The 16,836-nt window shown below is 43.6% G+C and carries 16 protein-coding genes; 10 read left to right on the top strand and 6 right to left on the bottom strand.

Annotation, left to right across the window (positions count from 1 at the left end; all coding sequences use genetic code 11):
* The first annotated feature begins 151 nt into the window (after positions 1–151).
* The 3 genes from rpsF (at position 152) to rpsR (ending at position 1,309) form a co-directional block, all read left to right on the top strand.
* Positions 152–442, top strand: a complete 291-nt coding sequence (gene rpsF / locus E2491_RS10625; RefSeq protein ID WP_134375628.1) for a 30S ribosomal protein S6 — start codon at positions 152–154, stop codon at positions 440–442.
* A gap of 76 nt (positions 443–518) precedes the next feature.
* Entirely contained in the window at positions 519–1,028 is a 510-nt protein-coding gene (gene ssb, locus E2491_RS10630) for a single-stranded DNA-binding protein (RefSeq protein WP_134375629.1), read from the top strand.
* A 44-nt stretch (positions 1,029–1,072) separates the two neighbouring features.
* Complete coding sequence (gene rpsR, locus E2491_RS10635; RefSeq protein WP_134375630.1) at positions 1,073–1,309, top strand: 30S ribosomal protein S18; 237 nt, start codon at positions 1,073–1,075, stop codon at positions 1,307–1,309.
* Between the two features lie 152 nt (positions 1,310–1,461).
* Here rpsR and E2491_RS17835 read toward each other — a convergent pair whose 3' ends face one another.
* Entirely contained in the window at positions 1,462–1,800 is a 339-nt protein-coding gene (locus tag E2491_RS17835) for an RNA polymerase sigma factor (RefSeq protein WP_134375631.1), read from the bottom strand.
* Between the two features lie 220 nt (positions 1,801–2,020).
* Here E2491_RS17835 and E2491_RS10645 point away from each other — a divergent pair, with 220 nt between their 5' ends.
* From E2491_RS10645 to E2491_RS10670, 6 genes are all read left to right on the top strand, one after another.
* Positions 2,021–4,051: a methyl-accepting chemotaxis protein gene (locus tag E2491_RS10645; RefSeq protein ID WP_134375632.1), complete on the top strand. Its 2,031-nt coding sequence runs from the start codon at positions 2,021–2,023 to the stop codon at positions 4,049–4,051.
* Between the two features lie 255 nt (positions 4,052–4,306).
* Complete coding sequence (locus E2491_RS10650; protein ID WP_134375633.1) at positions 4,307–5,239, top strand: YybS family protein; 933 nt, start codon at positions 4,307–4,309, stop codon at positions 5,237–5,239.
* Positions 5,240–5,322: 83 nt separating this feature from the next.
* Entirely contained in the window at positions 5,323–7,302 is a 1,980-nt protein-coding gene (locus E2491_RS10655) for a DHH family phosphoesterase (RefSeq protein WP_134375634.1), read from the top strand.
* Entirely contained in the window at positions 7,299–7,745 is a 447-nt protein-coding gene (gene rplI, locus E2491_RS10660) for a 50S ribosomal protein L9 (RefSeq protein WP_134375635.1), read from the top strand. The genes E2491_RS10655 and rplI overlap by 4 nt, the downstream gene beginning before the upstream one ends.
* Before the next feature lie 133 nt (positions 7,746–7,878).
* Positions 7,879–9,243 (top strand): replicative DNA helicase, encoded by a 1,365-nt coding sequence (gene dnaB, locus E2491_RS10665; protein ID WP_134375636.1) that lies wholly within the window; start codon positions 7,879–7,881, stop codon positions 9,241–9,243.
* A 369-nt stretch (positions 9,244–9,612) separates the two neighbouring features.
* Positions 9,613–10,764: a serine hydrolase domain-containing protein gene (locus E2491_RS10670; protein ID WP_134375637.1), complete on the top strand. Its 1,152-nt coding sequence runs from the start codon at positions 9,613–9,615 to the stop codon at positions 10,762–10,764.
* Between the two features lie 92 nt (positions 10,765–10,856).
* Here E2491_RS10670 and E2491_RS17655 read toward each other — a convergent pair whose 3' ends face one another.
* The 3 genes from E2491_RS17655 to E2491_RS10680 form a co-directional block, all read right to left on the bottom strand.
* Positions 10,857–11,390: a hypothetical protein gene (locus tag E2491_RS17655; RefSeq protein ID WP_244093937.1), complete on the bottom strand. Its 534-nt coding sequence runs from the start codon at positions 11,388–11,390 to the stop codon at positions 10,857–10,859.
* A 421-nt stretch (positions 11,391–11,811) separates the two neighbouring features.
* On the bottom strand, positions 11,812–12,528 hold the full coding sequence (locus E2491_RS17660) for a hypothetical protein (RefSeq protein WP_244093938.1): 717 nt from the start codon (positions 12,526–12,528) through the stop codon (positions 11,812–11,814).
* On the bottom strand, positions 12,529–12,771 hold the full coding sequence (locus E2491_RS10680; RefSeq protein ID WP_134375638.1) for a hypothetical protein: 243 nt from the start codon (positions 12,769–12,771) through the stop codon (positions 12,529–12,531).
* 932 nt (positions 12,772–13,703) lie between these two features.
* On the opposite strand from E2491_RS10680, the gene E2491_RS10685 reads away from it, so the two are divergent.
* Complete coding sequence (locus E2491_RS10685; RefSeq protein WP_134375639.1) at positions 13,704–14,996, top strand: adenylosuccinate synthase; 1,293 nt, start codon at positions 13,704–13,706, stop codon at positions 14,994–14,996.
* 43 nt (positions 14,997–15,039) lie between these two features.
* Here E2491_RS10685 and E2491_RS10690 read toward each other — a convergent pair whose 3' ends face one another.
* Both E2491_RS10690 and E2491_RS10695 read right to left on the bottom strand, forming a co-directional pair.
* A complete protein-coding gene (locus E2491_RS10690) occupies positions 15,040–15,870 on the bottom strand; it encodes an STAS domain-containing protein (RefSeq protein ID WP_134375640.1) in 831 nt (276 codons plus the stop codon).
* A 29-nt stretch (positions 15,871–15,899) separates the two neighbouring features.
* Entirely contained in the window at positions 15,900–16,814 is a 915-nt protein-coding gene (locus E2491_RS10695; protein WP_134375641.1) for a YitT family protein, read from the bottom strand.
* Positions 16,815–16,836: the final 22 nt, after the last annotated feature.

Consider the following 16,836-nt stretch of genomic DNA (forward strand, 5'->3'; position numbering starts at 1 on the left):
CGTTTTCCAAAACATTGGGCAAACATCAAACACCACCTTGTACAACCAAACCAACTATGATATACTTTTACCTTGTGAGTAATAGATAGAGTTATTACTTCTTGTCTTCTGGAAGCAGAAGGCCGCATAGACCATAAGGAGGTGAATACCGATGAGAAAGTACGAAATCATGTACATTGTCCGTCCAGACGTTGATGAGGATCAGAAGAAAGCTGTAACTGAGCGTTTCGAAAACATCCTTACAACAAACGGAGCGGAGATCATCGAGTCAAAAGAGTGGGGTAAGCGTCGTTTCGCTTACGAAATCAACGATTATCGCGAAGGTTTCTACCAGATCGTGAAGTTGAACTCAGGTTCTGAGGCTATCAACGAATTCGATCGTCTGGCTAAAATCAGCGAAGATATCGTCCGCCACATGACAATCCGTGAAGACGAAAAGTAATTTTTACCGATAGAGCAGTACCCCATGCAAAAGCCGGTGTAAGCCTGCTGATGCAAAGACAAAGGAGCTGGTTCTGATGATGAATCGAGTCGTATTAGTCGGTCGGTTAACAAAGGATCCGGATCTGCGTTATACACCAAGTGGTGCCGCTGTAGCCACGTTCACGCTTGCTGTTAATCGTGCTTTCACGAATCAGCAGGGTGACCGTGAAGCGGATTTCATCAACTGTGTCGTATGGCGCCGACCAGCCGAAAACGTGGCAAACTTCCTCAAAAAGGGCAGTCTTGCAGGCGTTGACGGACGGATTCAGACACGAAGCTATGATAACCAGGAAGGAAAACGCGTATACGTAACAGAAGTTGTTGCCGAAAGTGTGCAATTCCTTGAGCCGAAAAATGCTTCCGGCGGTCAATCCGGCGGAGGATATGGAAGCAACCAGGGTTATCAGGACAATAATAACTTCGGTCAGCAGCCGCGCGACAATCAGAGCAACCAGAATAACCAGAACTACACAAGAGTGGACAAGGACCCATTCTCAAATGACGGTCAGCAGATCGACATTTCAGATGATGATCTGCCATTCTAAGGTGTAACTTATTATAAAATCTAAAAAAGAAGGAGGGGAATCCCATGGCAGGAGGACGCAGAGGCGGTCGTCGTCGTAAAAAGGTGTGCTACTTTACTTCAAACGGTATTACACACATCGATTATAAAGACGTAGATCTACTAAGAAAGTTTATCTCAGAGCGTGGAAAAATTCTTCCACGTCGTGTGACTGGAACAAGCGCGAAGTATCAGCGTATGTTAACAATTGCAATCAAACGTTCACGTACAATGGCATTACTACCATTCGTATCTGGTGAATAATAAAAAGGACTGACTCTTCGCTGAGTCAGTCTTTTTTATTGTTGTATTATATATGAACCGTGCAAGAATACTCCCTATTCTTCTTTGTTGAGGGGACGGGACCCTGCCCACCGCAGCTAGACAAAGGAAAGGGAGGGGGGTTCAAACAAGTTTCATGACACTTTTACCCCTTCAATTTCCTCCATACACTGCCTGATTAATTCCTGTGATAAAAATCGATCATATGTAAAAGACTTCGGATTCTGCCAAAGTTTCTTAAAAACGCATTGAATCACTTCTTCTGTTAAAGCGGGATCCTTCGTTTTTCCATAGACAACCTTCCACAGCAGAGCAACATATCGATCGTAAAGCTGACTTAATGCATCCTGGTTACCGGCGGATAGCTCTGCAAACAGAATATGGTCATGGTGTCGAATGAATGATCCCTCCTTTTTATTACGTACTCTGAAATTTCCCTCTTTTATATGATATAAAACGTAGTGTAAAGACACCTTTTATGAAAAAAATTAAATTTTATTGTAAAAAGGGTTTAAGTTTCAGATCTGATTTCTTTTTATATAAAAATTTTTTAATAAATAAGTATTTAGAACTATAAAAAACTTAAATTAACCCTTTAGATTTTCCGCTATGATCCGATGTATGTAGTAGACAGTCATGACTTACTAACTACTTTAAGTGTGTACTGATTACTTACACCACGGGGTGAACGGAATGAAAAAACATTTGCAATCTATACGAATGAAACTGATTTTAACAACTTCGGTTGTATTAATCACATCATTCGTAGTGCTATTGGGATTAACAAGCTGGCAGCTGCTTGACCGAACTCAGGAAAACGTTCTCTCTCAGGCTGAAGGAATTGCGGGAGAATTAAACAATACAGTAGAAACATTTTTAGACCAGTATGGACGGAGTATTGAACAGGTGGCATCAACCACAACAGCAATTGAGTATGTTGAGTCCTCTTTGGAGGATGGAGATGCGGCATCGCCTGGTGAACTTGAATCATTGCTGGAAGAATATTTAGGTATTTATTCTGATCCGTCTTCTATTTACGTAGCGGCGGATAATGGGTCTCTCCTCATTTCGCCGTTTGTGGATCTGCCGGCGGATTTTGATGCGACAACACGTGACTGGTACATTAATTCAGCGGCAGCACCTGATGAAGTGTTATGGAGTGAGCCTTATATTGATGAAGCAACAGGAGAATACGTGATTACAGCCTCTAAAGGGATCCAGAGCGGCGGACAGGTGATTGGGGTTGTTGGTGTAGACGTAAAGCTTGGGGATTTGACAACTAAGCTTGGAGAAGCGCAAATCGGTTACGGAGGTTTTCCATTTGTTTTGTCTTCTCAGGGGATTGCACTCGTTCATCCAACGTTTGAGGGTGAAAGTCTGATGGACTATGACTTTATTCAGGACGTATACAGTGATGAGGATGGAACCGGTTCAATTGAGTATAATTTAGAAGGCTCAGAAAAGCTGCTCGTTTACTCAACTTCCGCCAACACAGGATGGAAGGTCGGGGTTGCTTTTGACCAGAACGATATTGCTGCTGAATCGCAGTCTATTTTACTGCTGTTAATCGCCATTGGGGTTGGAACCCTGATTGTGGCTGCGGTCATTATGTCGATTGTGGCAGGACGTTTCTCAAAACCGATCGTGCGTTTAAATGAAGCGGTGCGTCAGGTGGCAAATGGAGATCTGAGTGTCAAATCAGATGTAAACTCGAAGGATGAAATCGGGGATCTGTCCCACCAGTTTAATCTGATGGTTGATCATATGAACGACATCATTTCAACGGTTAAAACATCTGTTGATGAGGTGCGCGGTTCTGCAGAAGGCTTGAGTGCTGTAGCAGAAGAAACGAATGCGTCCAGTGAGCAGGTGGCAAGTGCTGTCAGTGATATTGCAGACGGTGCAACCCAGTCCGCTGAGGAAGCAGATGAAGCAAACCGCCAGTCTTCACGTCTGAGTGATCAGATTAACACGATTTCAGAGCAGTCGAGACAGATGTCTGAAGTGGCGAGTGAAGCCGGTGAAGTGAATCAGAATGGACTGAACCAGATGAAGCAGCTGAAGGATTATCACGAATCATCGTCAGGCTTTATTCTGTCTATGGAAAGTGTCATTAAAGATCTTGAGCAGAAGGTTCAGACGATCGAAAGCGTGATGTCGACAATTACAGACATTTCATCCCAGACGAATCTTCTTGCACTGAATGCTTCTATTGAAGCGGCGCGTGCGGGAGAGCACGGAAAAGGGTTTGCTGTTGTAGCGGATGAAGTCCGTAAGCTTGCTGAACAGTCTGTACGTGCCACTGATGAAGTAAAGCAGACGATCGTAGATATTCAGGACAGCTCTAAGCGTGCCGTGTCAGAAATGGGACGCACGAAAGAAACCTTCGACAGCCAGTCTGAGGTTGTGGAGAAGACGAATGAAATCTTCATGCGCATGTCTGACTTTATGAGCACAATGGAAACGTCGATTCTTGCTGTTTATCGTGAAATCGAAGATGTCTCTTCAAGCAAGGAAGTCGTGACGCGTGTCATTCAGGAAATGGCTGCGATGTCTGAGGAAACGGCCGCTTCCTGTCAGCAGGTTGCCGCTTCAACGGATGAGCAGGTGCGCGCGATCCAGACAGTGACAGAATCAGCAGAACGCTTAAGTGAATTAAGTGATGATCTCCTGCAGGCTGTAAATCGTTTTCAGCTTGCGGAAGATAAAAGTGAATTGAATTAACAGACGTTTGTGAAGCCGGGGCTGCTCTTTTAAGAGCGGTTCCGGCTTTTTTATTTTGGGTGATTCAGGGTCCCGCTTTAGGGCGGCAGATCAAGTGCAGAAATCTTTTTAAAAGCGAAATAACACAAAAACGTGAACGGAAAATGGAAGGAAAATTCATTTCGGGATGGGTGCGGGTTGAATGGAGACCGTTAGACGGATAGAATGTACATGAACCAATGATCATGGAACGGATTTTAAATAGAGGGTGAACTAATGGATAGACAGTCTACATTGAGACTAACTGAAGGTGCGATTCTGACAGCGTTTTTTGCTGTACTGTTACTCATAACCGTTTATGTGCCGGTGATTTCGATCATTACGGCGTTCTTTTTAATATTGCCGTTTTTAATTTATAGTGCTAAATATTCAATAAAAGCATCACTGATCATGGTTGGTGCGGCGATTGGTGTGTCTGCAATTATTGGAGGGATTTTTTCGATTCCTGCAGCGGTTGCCTATGGAACGACCGGGATCGCGATGGGCTGGATGGTTCAGCAGAAAAAAAGTAAATTAACGATTTTGCTCATTTCATCACTGGTCTTTTTAGTAAATGTTGTTGTGCAGTATGCGATCTCTATTGTCGTGTTTGAGATCAACGTGATTGAAGAGTTTTTTACGATCATGACAGAATCATTTAATCAGTCTGTGACGATGTTCAATAATGCCGGGGTAGACACGGAGCAGGTGCAGGAAGTCTGGTCACAGAACATGATGATGATCGAGCTCTTGCTGCCGACGCTGCTTGTCTTCAGTGTCGCTGTTTTAATGTGGATTACGATCGCCGTTAACTTTCCAATCGCGAAGAGACTGAAGGTTGATGTGCCGGTTTTTACTCCGTTTCGCGAGCTGACTTTGCCGAAAAGCGTGATCTGGTATTACCTGATTGTGCTGTTAACAGCATTGATCGGTGCGCCGGAGGAAGGGACGATGTTTGCTTATTCGATTATCAACCTGCAGATTGCGCTTGAATTGCTGATGATTTTGCAGGGGCTGTCGTTTATCCAGTTTTACGGGCATCATAAAAACTGGAGTAAAGGGCTTATGGTTCTTGTGACGATTCTGGGAATATTAATCAATCCATTAACCCGCATTTTAGGTATAATAGACTTAGGCTTTGATTTACGAAAGCGAATGTCCGGAAAGTGATATCAGGTAACCTTTTACACTGATATCAGATAAGATAATTTATACAGAATGCAAACGGTTCAACCGTTTTGGGAGCTGAAAGCATGCCAACTTATTTTCAACACCGGGTTTTGCGCAGACTGCTGATCGGCGTGACGGTGATTCTCGCCCTGATTCTTGCAGGCCTTGCCATCTATAACTGGATCATCGCATTCTTTGCGGCAGCAGTGGCTGCTCCTTTTTTGTGGTTCGCTTTTGTATACGAAAAGCGGTTTTTTCTTGATACAGAGCAGTATATATCCACCCTTTCCTACCGGGTCAAAAAAGTAGGGGAAGAAGCGCTGATGGAGATGCCGGTTGGAATTCTTCTTTATAACGATGATTTCTTTGTGGAGTGGTCGAACCCTTATTTGTCCGCTTTTATTGAAGATGGACCGATGATTGGCCGTTCGCTTTACGATGTAGCGGATGTACTTGTGCCGGTCATTAAAAAGGACGGCAGCTCAGAGGAAACCGTATCCTGGCAGGGACGAATTTTCAGAGTCGTTCACCGTCAGGAAGAAAAACTGCTATACTTCTTTGATGTGACGGAACAGTCAGAGGTGGAGGAGCAGTACGAAGCGGATCGCACTGTGCTGTCTGTCATTTTCCTCGATAACTATGATGAGCTGACACAGGGCATGGATGATTCCGCCCGCAGTAATATTAATAGTGTGGTCACAACCCTGTTAAATCAATGGGCGAACCAGCACGAGATTTATGTAAAAAGAATTTCATCAGACCGCTTTTTAGCTGTGATGAATGAACGCATTTTACGTGATCTGGAGCAGGAGAAATTCACGATTTTAGATACGATCCGCGAGACGACGGCAAAACAGAATGTCCCGCTGACGCTCAGTATTGGTGTGGGCTCCGGAGCGGAAACCCTACCTGAACTTGGTCAGCAGGCGCAGTCGAGCCTTGATCTTGCCCTGGGCCGCGGTGGTGACCAGGTTGTCATTAATCAGGCAAACGGTAAAGTAAAGTTTTTCGGCGGGAAAACCAACCCGATTGAAAAGCGGACCCGTGTCCGCGCACGCGTGATTTCCCATGCGCTGCGTGAACTGATCATCCGCAGTGATAAAGTGATTGTCATGGGCCATAAACGCCCGGATATGGATGCAGTCGGAGCGGCGATCGGCATCCGGAAAATTGCTCAGATGAATCAGCGGGAAGGCTTTGTGGCGCTCGATTTTTCTGAAATCGACAGCGGTGTAACGCGTCTCGTCGAAGAGATTAAAACGAAACCTGACTTATATTCTCATATCATTACACCGGAAGAAGCGATGGAGATGGTAACAGAGGATACGCTGTTAGTCGTCGTGGATACACATAAGCCGAGTCTTGTAATAGATGAACGTTTATTAAATAAGGCTGAAAAAGTAGTTGTCATTGACCATCACCGGAGAGGCGAGGAGTTTATTGAAAACCCATTGCTCGTTTATATGGAGCCATACGCTTCCTCTACAGCTGAACTCGTGACAGAGCTTTTGGATTATCAGCCTAAACACGAAAAAATCACAATGCTTGAAGCAACCGCACTTCTTGCTGGTATAATAGTGGATACAAAAAGTTTTACGATGAGAACCGGATCGCGAACATTTGATGCGGCTTCCTACCTCAGAACGCTCGGTGCTGATACGATTTTAGTGCAGCAATTCCTGCGTGAGGATGTCACCACGTATGTGGAACGTGCACGTTTAGTGGAAACCGTGACGTTTTATAAACATGGAATGGCGATTGCCTTTGGCGAAGATGACCGGATTCATGACCCTGTCATTATTGCACAGGCAGCAGATACGCTTTTATCCATGGAGGATGTGGCAGCGTCCTTTGTTGTGGCATTCCGGGATGAGAACGTAGTCGGCATCAGTGCCCGTTCACTCGGCACTGTCAATGTCCAGCTGATCATGGAAAAGCTCAATGGAGGCGGTCACTTAACGAATGCCGCCACACAGCTGAAAGGGATCAGCATTGATGAGGCTGTTGAACAGCTCAAACAGGCGATCAATGAACACATCGAAGGAGGAACTGAAGAATCATGAAAGTTATTTTCTTAAAAGATGTTAAAGGTAAAGGTAAAAAAGGCGAAGTGAAAAATGTAGCAGACGGCTACGCACACAACTTTCTCCTGAAAAATAATCTGGCTGTTGAAGCCAACAATGCGAACCTGAGCCAGGTCAGCGCACAGAAGAAAAAGCAGGAAAAAGAGGCGCAGCAGGAGCTTGAAGAAGCGAAAAAGCTGAAGGAAACAGTGGAAGCCTTAACCGTTGAATTAAAAGCCAAATCAGGAGAGGGCGGCCGTCTGTTCGGCTCCATCACATCCAAGCAAATCGCTGAAGAGCTGAAAAAGCGTCATAATATTAAAGTCGACAAGCGCAAAATTGAAATGGACGATGCGATCCGTTCTCTCGGTTACACAAACGTGCCTGTTAAACTGCACAACGAAGTGACAGCAACGCTTAAGGTACACGTAACAGAAGAATAAAACCTGACCGGAAATCGGATTCAGCCAATATTTTTAAGCAAACGGCGAACCGATTTCGTGCTATACTTAAAAAAATGTGATCATTTGAGATCACATTTTTTTTCGATCAAAATCTTTCGGGAGGGATCCAGCTTTGAATGAACAGTTTGCGGATCGTATGCCGCCCCAGAATATAGAAGCAGAAATGGCTGTTTTAGGTGCGATTTTCCTCGAACCACAGTCACTCATTTCTGCACAGGAAATTTTAATGCCGGAGGACTTTTACAGAAGCGCCCACCAGCGGATCTTTGAAGTGATGGTCCGTCTGAGCGACCGCGGAAAAGCGATCGACCTGGTGACAGTGACAGAAGAACTGTCTGCGATGAAAGAGCTTGAGGATGTTGGCGGAATCTCCTATCTGACCGACCTTGCAGGCTTTGTTCCGACAGCTGCCAACGTAGAGTACTACGCGCATATCGTCGAAGAAAAAGCGCTTCTCCGCCGCCTGATCCGCACAGCGACAACGATCGCGCAGGACGGTTATGCCCGTGAGGATGAGGTAGAAAACCTTTTAGCTGAAGCCGAACGTAACATCATGGAAGTTGCCAACCGTAAAAATACGTCCGCCTTCCACAGCATGAAAGACGTTCTTGTCCGCACGTACGATAATATCGAAATGCTCAACAGCACAAAAGGTGATATCACAGGAATTGCGACAGGCTTTAACGAGCTTGACCGCATGACCGCCGGCTTCCAGCGCAATGATCTGATCATCGTGGCCGCCCGTCCATCTGTAGGTAAGACCGCCTTTGCCCTGAACATCGCGCAAAACGTTGCCACCAAAACGGGTGAAAACGTCGCGATCTTCAGTCTCGAGATGGGAGCAGAGCAGCTCGTCATGCGTATGCTTTGCGCAGAAGGCAATATTAACGCACAAAACCTGCGTACCGGTGCCCTCACCGATGAGGACTGGCGCAAGCTGACGATGGCCATGGGAAGCCTTTCTAATGCCGGCATCTATATTGATGATACGCCGGGTGTCCGCGTTCAGGATATCCGTGCGAAATGCCGCCGTCTCAAGCAGGAGCACGGTCTCGGCATGATTTTAATTGACTACATGCAGCTGATTCACGGAACCGGCAAGCCGGGTGAGAACCGTCAGCAGGAGGTTTCTGAAATCTCCCGTTCCCTGAAAGGACTCGCGCGTGAGCTTGAAGTGCCACTCATTGCCCTGTCACAGCTGTCCCGTGGCGTGGAATCACGTCAGGACAAGCGTCCAATGATGTCTGACCTGCGTGAATCAGGAAGTATTGAGCAGGATGCCGACATCGTCGCCTTCCTGTACCGTGATGACTATTACGATAAAGAAAGTGAAAACCAGAACACGATCGAAATCATCATCGCTAAACAGCGTAACGGCCCGGTCGGCACGGTTTCGCTTGCCTTTATTAAGGAATATAACAAATTCGTTAACCTCGAGCGGCGTCTCGATGACCCGAATATGCCGCCTGGTGCGTGAAGAAAGCCTCCCGAAGATGGGTAACGGGTTCGGTTTTGGAGTACAAAATGTCAAATAACAGCCCTATTCGCTACCCAAATAGCTATATAATTTTCACTAAATTCACACTAAAAAACGCACAGTGATTGGTAATCTGTGCGTTTTTTATTCATAATAGAGGATTTTTTAAAGGTTTTATGGGATTTTATGTTAATATATAGATAAAGGGATTGTTCAATTAAAGGGCAGTTTAACGGAATAAGATAGTATGTAAATAGGGGGAAGATAACTTGTTTAAAATATTCAATTTTATATAACCGTTAATAAGGGGTCCGCCCTCCAAAAGTGAAATTATACTCACTAACAAATCATAATTGGAGGTCATTTTATATGAGTGAACAAAATTTGAGATGCAAAGAATTAGATAAAGTATTAGATTTCTTAGAACAAAATAGATTATTTGATGGGGTAGTGCTTTTATCCGAGGAAGGCAAACCATTTTACAAGAGAGCGATAGGCGAGAGAACTATCTCAGAACAACATTCCCATAATTCGATTTTTGAAATTGCCTCGATTTCAAAGAGCTTCACAGCAATGGCAATTATGATACTAATTGAGGAGGAAAAACTAAAATTAGACGATAACCTAAAAACGTTTTTCCCTTATCTTCCATACAAAAACATTACAATTAAAAATATGCTAAATCACACCTCTGGACTTCCCGATTATATGGAATGGTTTGAGACAGAGGGTAACTGGGACCAAACAAAAATTGCAACAAATAAAGATGTAATTAAATTCCTGAAAGATGAAGAGCCTGATGTATTGTTTCCAGTAAATGAAAAGTGGGAGTATTGTAATACAGGGTATGTATTGCTGGCAGAAATTATAGAAATGGTTTCAAAAATGGAGTACGGGGAATTTTTAAAGACAAGAATATTTGAACCGTTAAGTATGTTAAATACATCCACGCATTCTCAATTCTTAGATGATGAAATTGAATATTTTTCGTTAGGTTATATCTATGATTGGGAACAGGATTTGCACAGACTTCCGAATGAAATCGAAGAGCATAAGTATGTGTATTTCCTCGACGGTGTTAAAGGTGATGGGGGCATAAAATCAACCGTTGATGATTTACTAAAGTGGGAGCGTTCTATTTATAATAATGAGTTGGTATCAGCACAAACAAAGGAGTGTATAATTAACCCCAATTATGTTAACGGAGATGCTTCCGTTAAATATTGTCCTGGTTTGCACAAGGACTTGGGAGGATATGGTTTTGGCTGGAAAATTGAAGACCACCCTAAGTATAAAAAGATTGTGCTTCACGATGGATATTGGGCAGGGTATTGTTCTTGTTTAATCAGCTACAAAGATTGTGGCAAAGCTATCATTATGCTAAGCAACCTTGATTTTACCACCGATGAATTAAACAAGATTCCGCATTTGTTAACCCTTACATTGGAGAAAGTTTTGTTTGATGGCGAAGCAGAACTGCAAGAGTTTAAGCAGTTAATTAAACCTACTTATGTAGAATAATCAAAGGCAATCTTCAGTTAAAGGTGGCTTTAATTGAATAAGGCAATATAGAAATGAAAAGACCGATTGCTTAATCGGTCTTTTCTTCGTTCCTACTGCATATAAATTATGTCGTTTATTGAATATTGCTTATTGGCAATACCGAGACGCTGAGCAGGCGTTTTAGAATCCTTTCCCGCACGAGTTATAAAACAGAAATTATAATAGGTCCTGAGAATCGTCATCGCCATCTGTGCGTACTTGGGATTGAAGTTAGAGTAAATATAACTCTTGTCATCACCACGAGCTGTCGTGAGCGGTCTTTCCAGGATAGATAGCCGTCTTCGTATTTGCTGGATAAAAGTGTTGGTGGCATTATCGTTAACGTTCATTATCATATTGGCGATTTCTCTTGGTTCCACAGAAGAAAGGTTTGTCTTGCAATCTACCCACCGTCTTCCTCTATCTATGGTGGCTAACGGATGTTCAATCGGGTTATCCGCATATTCAAAATGTGTTCCAGTTGGTAAAGTTACTTCCCTATGAAAAGAGTGATGTTGGAACAATTCTTCTAGTTGTAAAAACGCAAGTTTCCTCAAAGAAGTTGTACCATATCCTCGGTTACTACCCCAATCCAGCAGTTCCATTTTAGCCTCAACAAATTCTTCACGAGCTTGCTTTCGTGTCTTTGTCTTATCAGTTTGACAGAGAAAATGATGAGCGTCCGAATGAATCATCTCTTTTGCGAAAACACGATTTATCGATGTGGTAATAGAAGAGTCCTCATCAGTTACAAATCGCCATTCAGAAGCTCTTACAAGCTGTTTGATGAGCCATTATAAGTTGCTCCAACGTGGAACCCGTCCATATATTGAGCTCTACGATTAAACTTGGACATATCACTACGATACTTCACTTCGTCCTGCGTATCATTGTTTGTTGGTGGCTGCGGATAATGAGAATACTTCGGAAACCGAGCATTCTTTTTTGCGAATTCATTGAGGTGGTCCTCTTTTTGAAGTACCGTATCCAATGCTATGTCTCCAAGTGTAGAGGTCCAGTCGTAAGCTACATCTGAACGGAATACATTCCTAAAATTTCACAAGTTCTTGTTATGGGTGCACGGCTTAACAGTAACTTCATAAACAGAGGCAATATATCGCTTCTTTGCTGGTGATATGTGATGGCTTGTCTCCCTTTCGGTAAGACGTTAGTAAACTTCTTGCACGTTTTACATTGATACCGTTGCGATTTCGCCTTACTTTTACCTCGTTTATAAAATTCTTTGGCGGCAGTAAAAGGTGTTGTCTCTCCAACGGAACAGCCTTCCTTATGAAACTCATAATCAGGCTGTTGTTCTTGAACAGTGTTGACACGAACCAAACGCTCGATTTCCTCAGCAATTGACCAATTTGATAGTGTATTGGTATAACATCCTAACACAGCCCCACCTTTAGGGTCAGGGTTGCATTTAATGGATTTATCTGTACCAGAACCTGTTAAGCGATATCGACTCGGCTTTCTTTTAGTCTCGAATTTCAGTTGAGGTAATCCGTGCCAAAGGCAATATGGATTCGCACAATGGTTGTATTGAATTCGGTGCTCCGTTCCATTTAGCGTAAATCCAACTGGCTGAAACAATAACTGACTATATCTTGTCCCAAATTGCTTGGGAGTCAGGTGCTGATAATCCTTGTTCCGATTAGTAATCTCATCCATCGTAAGCGGAGAAAGGACGTTCACAACATTATCTTCTTTGGTAGCTAGTCGTTTAAGATTTGCCATCTACTTTGCCACAACCTTATCTTCGATTCCAAGTTGTTGAATGAGCCTGCGATTATTCCGTTTATTATCTATCCAGTCTATGAAATCTTTATCGTCTAAGAGATTTAGAAGAAATTGATTCACGATTTCACTTTCCGTGTGCTCCGAATATTCTGCATAGCTTTTTACGATTGTTCTAGCTCTTTCCGATACCAACCAATCAACGTTTTCTGCATTTAGGTTTTTTGGTTTAATAAATTTCATTTATCACCGCTCCTATTGAATTTACACTAGGATTAGTATAACCAATTCGCAGGAGTATGTTGGCTATCAGACTCTTGTGAAATAGGGTGCAATTTTTGTTGTGAATCAGTATGTTAAATTATTATAAATCCTTTAACAACAACAAAAACAAGAGTTCCAATTCATATGCGAATTGGAACTCCATTTTAATTGCTTTTTTAATGTTTGTACTCCAAAACCGAACCCGTTAGTAAGATGGGAGGCTTTCTTTTTTATGGAGTGGTTTGGCGGAGAGGGGAGTTTGTGAGGTTGAAGCCAGAATTCGTCAGGATAGCCACTAAGTTCGTGAGGATAGGCGGCGGGTTTGTGAGTTCCGGACCGGAGTTCGCCAGCTTGCCGGAAAGTTTGTAAGTTCAGTGAAATAAGCCCCATGCCCGCCGCTGGTAACAGTCCTCTAAATATGGCTCCGGAAAAGTTCGTAAGCTTAGCAGCCAAATTCGTCAGGATAGCCACTAAGTTCGTGAGGATAGGCGGCGGGTTTGTGAGTTCCGGACCGGAGTTCGCCAGCTTGCCGGAAAGTTTGTAAGTTCAGTGAAATAAGCCCCATGCCCGCCGCTGGTAACAGTCCTTTAAATATGGGTCCGGAAAAGTTCGTAAGCTCAGTACCCAAGTTCGTGAGGATAGGCGTCACTTTTGTCAGTTTCCGCCGGAATTCGTGAGTTTAAATGTCATATTCGTCAGTTCAGTGAAAATAGTCCTTCCCGCCGGAATTCGCAAACACACACAAAAAGCCACAAATCCTGCCAGACATCTGACCTTCAACCCCTTAAATAACGAATATAAACAAAAATAATATAATCAATGTTCGTCTTTTCATTGACGTCTCCCCTAATCACTGGTACACTGTTTTTGTTTGATAAAAAGGGTGTAACAGCCTGACGGAGGTGCGTTTCATGTCTTCAGTAGTCGTAGTAGGTACGCAGTGGGGAGATGAAGGGAAAGGGAAGATCACTGACTTTCTCTCAGAACATGCAGAAGTAATTGCCCGCTATCAGGGTGGTAATAATGCAGGACATACAATTAAATTTGACGGGGAAACATATAAGCTTCACTTGATTCCATCCGGTATTTTTTATAAAGATAAAATTTCTGTTATCGGAAACGGCATGGTGGTCGATCCGAAAGCACTTGTTGCAGAATTAAAATATTTACATGACCGTGGGGTATCAACGGATAACCTGCGTATCAGTAACCGTGCGCACGTGATTTTACCGTATCACCTGAAGCTTGATGAGGTAGAGGAAGAGCGTAAGGGTGCTAACAAGATTGGTACGACGAAAAAAGGGATCGGACCTGCTTACATGGATAAGGCAGCGCGTGCCGGTATCCGGATTGCAGACCTTTTAGATAAAGAGTCATTTAAAGAAAAACTTGAACATAACCTTGCTGAGAAAAACCGTCTGCTTGAGCGTTTTTACGAGGTAGAAGGCTTTAAGCTTGAGGATATTTTCGAGGAATACTATGAGTACGGTCAGCAGGTCGCGAAATATGTGTGTGATACGTCTGTTGTGCTGAATGATGCGTTGGATGAAGCACGCCGCGTATTATTTGAAGGCGCACAGGGCGTGATGCTTGATATTGACCAGGGTACATACCCATTCGTTACATCTTCGAACCCGGTTGCAGGTGGGGTAACGATCGGATCCGGAGTAGGTCCAACGAAAATCAATCACGTAGTTGGAGTATCAAAAGCCTATACAACGCGTGTTGGAGACGGTCCGTTCCCGACAGAGCTTCACGATGAGATCGGCAGTCAGATCCGCGAAGTCGGCCGCGAGTACGGTACAACAACAGGTCGTCCACGCCGTGTCGGCTGGTTTGACAGCGTTGTGGTTCGTCATGCCCGCCGTGTGAGTGGTCTGACGGATCTTTCATTGAACTCTATTGACGTTTTAACAGGCATTAAAACGCTGAAGATCTGTACGGCTTACCGTTTAGGTGATGACATTATTACAGAATATCCGGCCAACCTTCGTACTTTAGCTAAATGTGAGCCGATTTATGAAGAGCTTCCGGGCTGGGATGAAGACATTACAGGCGTGCGTTCACTTGATGAACTTCCTGATAATGCGCGTCACTATCTTGAGCGTGTGTCACAGCTGACAGGTATTCCTTTGTCAATTTTCTCTGTTGGTCCTGACCGCTCTCAGACAAACGTTGTCAAAAGCGTTTGGAGAATGGAATAGTACACATTTAAAAAGCATCAGGCACAATGCCTGATGCTTTTTTTCAATCATTTAACTGCATGGATTCCAAGGCCTGTTTCACATTGGAAAACGTCCGTATCGTGGAGAAGTTGATACCGGTTAAAATCACGTGCTGCGCCAGAGACGGCCGCATGCCGCTCATAATGACGCCAATCCCGAGAAGCTTCAGTACATTCGTAATATCAAATACGTGTCCCGCCACCTCTGAATCAATGGAAACAAGACCCGAAAAATCAATAATGACGTATTCCAATCCAAGCTCACTGATCGCAGGAGCTGTTTTCGTCAGGAGATGCTCTGCGCGTTCCGAGTCAATCTTTCCAATCAGAGGCAGAACCGCCACACCGTGCTGAAGTGGCACAACAGGAGCTGATAGAGCAAGGATTTCCTTCCGATTTTCCTCATTAATCGCATTTTTGTATTGCTCAAACACAAGAATCGATTCTTTCAGGCTGATATCCATCATATAATTCAGCCGGTTCAGGACGTGAAGCGTATCCTTGGCAGACAGCTCATACTCAAGACATAGATCACCCATCAGTTTACTGAAATACATCCGCGTCTCAGGATACGGCTTAATCATGCTTGAAAGCTTATCCATCATCGCTGCCTGGGTCTCACTGTTTTGCCTTGACCATTCCAAAAACTCATCAGCCACCTGCTGATCATCCTCATACAGCAAAGCCTTCGCTAAAAAATGAAAGAATGGTGCATTTGCTTGTCTCGACTGCTCAATGACATGATCCGGAATATCAATCTCCATTTTACCAATGCTGTATTCAATCAGTTTCTCACCCAGCTTTTCACCATACTCATCAAGATAAGCTGCCAATGTATGAATACTGCCCATCATAATCCCTCTATTCTCTCTATTTTTGAAAATTAATGAATCGCCTTCTTTTTAAAACGTCCGCCTCTGACTTCAGCAATATTTCCAACTGCTAGAAAGGCGCTGGGGTCAATATCCTCGACAATCCCTTTCAGCTTGGCCTCTTCAAGCCTTGTGATCACACAAAAAACAACCTTTTTCTGATGAAGGGTAAAACCACCCTGGCCATTCAGGTATGTCACACCACGCCCCAGACGGTCAATAATCGCATCCCCAATCTCTGTGTACTGATCGCTGATAATCCAGGCAGCACGCGACTCGTCGATTCCCTGAATCACAATATCAATCGTTTTAAACGCAATAAAATAAGCAATGGCTGAATACATCGCACGATCCCACTCAAATACAAAGCCTGCCAAAATAAAAATAAAAAAGTTAAAAAACATAATAATTTCTCCAACGGAAAAAGGCAGGTTTTTATTAAAGAGAATCGCCAAAATCTCAGTGCCATCCAGAGAACCGCCATACCGGATCACGGTTCCAACGCCGATACCAAGCGTAATTCCACCAAATACGGTAGCCAGCAACAGGTCGTCAGTAAATACTTCAAAGTCGTGAAGAAAGTAGGTTGAAATGGATAAAACGCTGATTCCCAAAAGCGTGGATAAGGCAAATGTTTTACCTATTTGTTTATACCCTATAAAAAAGAAAGGAATGTTCAATAAAAAAATAAATAATCCAAGCCGCCATCCTGTCAAATAAGATAAGATGATGGAAATCCCGACTATGCCACCATCCAGCACCTGATTGGGCACAAGAAATAATTCTAGTCCTACAGCCATCAGTATGGCTCCAAGTACAATGAACAAAACCCTCTTTCCAATTCCCTGAAAAGAAAGGGCGCGATGCTGCTGACGCTTCTTTTTAGATACAGGCGGTATTGTCCGCTTCTTCTTTTTTGGTGGCATACAGTACCTCCTTTCATATATC

The sequence above is a fragment of the Jeotgalibacillus sp. R-1-5s-1 genome (genome assembly GCF_004405105.1).
Lineage (GTDB): Bacteria > Bacillota > Bacilli > Bacillales > Jeotgalibacillaceae > Jeotgalibacillus.

Bases quoted from the DNA above. Each gene is read 5' to 3' on its own strand.
- rpsF (WP_134375628.1), top strand. From the start codon at position 152: ATGAGAAAGTACGAAATCATGTACATTGTCCGTCCAGACGTTGATGAG.
- E2491_RS10680 (WP_134375638.1), bottom strand. From the start codon at position 12,771: ATGAAATTTATTAAACCAAAAAACCTAAATGCAGAAAACGTTGATTGG.
- E2491_RS10645 (WP_134375632.1), top strand. From the start codon at position 2,021: ATGAAAAAACATTTGCAATCTATACGAATGAAACTGATTTTAACAACT.
- E2491_RS10695 (WP_134375641.1), bottom strand. From the start codon at position 16,814: ATGCCACCAAAAAAGAAGAAGCGGACAATACCGCCTGTATCTAAAAAG.
- E2491_RS17655 (WP_244093937.1), bottom strand. From the start codon at position 11,390: ATGGAACTGCTGGATTGGGGTAGTAACCGAGGATATGGTACAACTTCT.
- E2491_RS10650 (WP_134375633.1), top strand. From the start codon at position 4,307: ATGGATAGACAGTCTACATTGAGACTAACTGAAGGTGCGATTCTGACA.
- E2491_RS10690 (WP_134375640.1), bottom strand. From the start codon at position 15,870: ATGATGGGCAGTATTCATACATTGGCAGCTTATCTTGATGAGTATGGT.
- E2491_RS10655 (WP_134375634.1), top strand. From the start codon at position 5,323: ATGCCAACTTATTTTCAACACCGGGTTTTGCGCAGACTGCTGATCGGC.
- E2491_RS10685 (WP_134375639.1), top strand. From the start codon at position 13,704: ATGTCTTCAGTAGTCGTAGTAGGTACGCAGTGGGGAGATGAAGGGAAA.
- ssb (WP_134375629.1), top strand. From the start codon at position 519: ATGATGAATCGAGTCGTATTAGTCGGTCGGTTAACAAAGGATCCGGAT.
- rpsR (WP_134375630.1), top strand. From the start codon at position 1,073: ATGGCAGGAGGACGCAGAGGCGGTCGTCGTCGTAAAAAGGTGTGCTAC.
- E2491_RS17660 (WP_244093938.1), bottom strand. From the start codon at position 12,528: ATGGCAAATCTTAAACGACTAGCTACCAAAGAAGATAATGTTGTGAAC.
- rplI (WP_134375635.1), top strand. From the start codon at position 7,299: ATGAAAGTTATTTTCTTAAAAGATGTTAAAGGTAAAGGTAAAAAAGGC.
- E2491_RS10670 (WP_134375637.1), top strand. From the start codon at position 9,613: ATGAGTGAACAAAATTTGAGATGCAAAGAATTAGATAAAGTATTAGAT.